This is a genomic window from Cereibacter changlensis JA139 (genome assembly GCF_003034985.1).
In the GTDB taxonomy this organism is placed as follows: Bacteria; Pseudomonadota; Alphaproteobacteria; order Rhodobacterales; family Rhodobacteraceae; genus Cereibacter; species Cereibacter changlensis.
This window is the reverse complement of sequence record NZ_PZKG01000451.1, coordinates 1-355: the sequence shown is the minus strand read 5'-3', so window position 1 is coordinate 355 and position 355 is coordinate 1. Positions and strand designations below refer to the sequence as shown.

The window sequence follows — 355 nt, the reverse complement described above, 5'->3', positions numbered from 1 at the left end:
CTGGCGACTGCGGCTGAGCTGGCCTTGAAGCGGAAGCTGTCGTTTCCGGTTTCGAGGATGTGGCAGCGGTGGGTGAGGCGGTCGAGCAGGGCTGTGGTCATCTTGGCGTCAGCAAAGACCGTGGCCCATTCGCTGAAGCTGAGATTTGTGGTGATCACGACGCTGGTGCGTTCGTAGAGCTTGCTCAGCAGATGGAACAGCAATGCCCCGCCCGAGGCGCTGAACGGCAGATATCCGAGTTCATCCAGGATCACCAAGTCGAGGCGGGTCAGGCTTTCGGCAATTTGCCCAGCCTTACCCTTGGCCTTTTCCTGCTCGAGGGCGTTGACCAGTTCGATGGTGGAGAAGAACCGGA

1 protein-coding gene is annotated in these 355 nt (G+C 59.7%); it reads right to left on the bottom strand.

From position 1 onward, the window contains the following. The coding region (locus C5F48_RS24620; RefSeq protein ID WP_181247800.1) for an ATP-binding protein at positions 1 to 355 on the bottom strand (355 nt) is incomplete at both ends.